This window comes from Actinomyces sp. ICM47, assembly GCF_000278725.1.
Taxonomy (GTDB): Bacteria; Actinomycetota; Actinomycetes; order Actinomycetales; family Actinomycetaceae; genus Pauljensenia.
In genome coordinates this window covers 1-1,997 of record NZ_ALCA01000122.1, presented here as the reverse complement: position 1 = coordinate 1,997, position 1,997 = coordinate 1, and the positions used below count along the sequence as shown (strand labels likewise).

Annotated in this window: 2 protein-coding genes; one reads left to right on the top strand and one right to left on the bottom strand. The window is 62.8% G+C overall.

Annotated features, from left to right (window positions below; translation table 11 throughout):
• The first annotated feature begins 195 nt into the window (after positions 1–195).
• Positions 196–1,623: an NAD-dependent malic enzyme gene (locus HMPREF1136_RS08680; RefSeq protein ID WP_009648977.1), complete on the top strand. Its 1,428-nt coding sequence runs from the start codon at positions 196–198 to the stop codon at positions 1,621–1,623.
• Between the two features lie 178 nt (positions 1,624–1,801).
• Here HMPREF1136_RS08680 and HMPREF1136_RS11310 read toward each other — a convergent pair.
• Positions 1,802–1,997: hypothetical protein (locus HMPREF1136_RS11310; RefSeq protein ID WP_232204186.1), on the bottom strand; the 196-nt coding region annotated here is incomplete at its 5' end.

The following is a 1,997-nucleotide window of genomic DNA, read 5'->3' as shown; positions in this document are numbered from 1 at the left end:
TCCCGGCCCCCGTCTCATCCCGGCGACGCTTCCACCCGGGGGAGGACAACAGCGCAAGCACCCCGGCCTCGTCAATGAGCGTTCTCTCATGTCCACGTTGTGACCTTCCCCTACCGGCGTCATGCCAAACTTCCCTAGGATGAACAACTGAGGACAGCCGGGCCACCTGGCCAGGCGCCCAACGAAAGGACAGACATGCGCACTTCGCCGTCGTACACCGCCTCATACCGCATCGAGGTGGATGAGAAGATCACCTCGATCGCGTCGATCGTCGACGCGGTCTCCGCCACCGGAGCGGAGATTAAAGGCCTCGACGTGGCCGACTCCGACCGTGGGCGCATCACCATGGACCTCACCTGCGACATGCGCGATTCCGAGCACCGCCGCGAAGTACGCGACGCCATCAACTCCCTGCCCGGTGTCTCCGCCGACTCCGTCTCCGACCAAACCTTCATGAGCCACATCGGCGGCAAGGTCGAAATCCACTCCAAGGTGCCGCTGCGTAACCGCGACGACCTCTCCCGCGCCTACACGCCCGGCGTTGCCCGCGTGTGTACCGCCATCCACGACATGCCTCAGAAGGCCCACCTGCTCACCATGAAGGCCAACACGGTCGCGGTCGTCTCCGACGGCACCGCCGTGCTCGGCCTGGGTGACATCGGCCCCGAGGCCGCCCTGCCCGTCATGGAAGGCAAGGCCGTCCTGTTCAAGGAATTCGGCGGCGTCGACGCCTGGCCCGTCGTCCTGGACACCAAGGACACCGAAGAGATCATCTCCATCGTCAAGGCCATCGCCCCCGCTTACGGCGGCATCAACCTCGAGGACATCTCGGCACCCCGCTGCTTCGAGATCGAAGAGCGCCTGCGCGCCGAACTCGACATCCCCGTCTTCCACGACGACCAACACGGCACCGCCATCGTCGTCCTCTCCGCGCTCATCAACGCGCTCAAGATCGTGAACAAGAAGATCGAAGACGTGCGCATCGTCGTCTCCGGCGTCGGTGCCGCCGGCAACGCGATCATCCGCCTCCTGCTCGCCCAGGGCGCGCGCGACATCATCGGCTGCGGCCGCGACGGCGCGCTGTCCGGTGACGCCACCGAAGGCATGCACCCCTCTCGCAAGGCCCTGGCCGAGGCGACCAACCCCCGCCACGTCCACGGCTCCCTCAAGGATGTCCTCAAGGGTGCCGACGTCTTCATCGGCGTCTCTCACGGCAACATCCTCGAGCCCTCCGACATCGAGACGATGGCCGATGATGCCATCGTCTTCGCGCTGGCCAACCCCACGCCCGAGGTCGACCCCATCGGTGCCGGCAAGTACGCCGCCGTCGTCGCGACCGGCCGCAGTGACTACCCGAACCAGATCAACAACGTCCTGGCGTTCCCCGGTCTCTTCCGCGGGCTCCTCGACGCCAAGGTCAAGGAGATCACCACCGAGGTCCTGCGCGTGGCCGCAAACGCCATCGCGTCCGTCATCTCCGAGGACGAACTCAACCCGTCCTACATCATCCCCGGCGCCTTCGATAAGCGTGTCGCCCCCGCTGTCTCCAAGGCCGTACGCCGCGCCGTGCGTGATCTGCCGACCGTGGACATCCCGGTTCAGCCTGATATGGGTGTGAGCTGAGTTTCTTTGTGGGGTGTTTGGCGGGCCTGATTGCGTTGTTGTGGCGTGGTTGGGTCCGCTTTTTTGTTGTGGTGTGTGGGGGTGGTGGGGTGGTTTTTTGTTGTGTTGTGGTGGTTTGTGGGGTGTGTGTTGGGGGTCATAGTGGTTTGGTTTGACTTTGGTGTGGGGGGTGTGTAGATTATTCACCTGTCGCCGCGAGCTTGTTTGTGGGTTTGTGGTGGTGGTTCACTGCTTTGGTGGCTGGCCTATTGTGGTTGGTTGTTGGGGTGTGTGGGTGTTGTTTGTGAACTCGATAGTGTGTTTGTTTGTTTTTTATGCCTGTTTTTTGTTTTTGAGTGTTTTTGGTTGGGATTGCTGGCTGGCCTGGTTTGTTT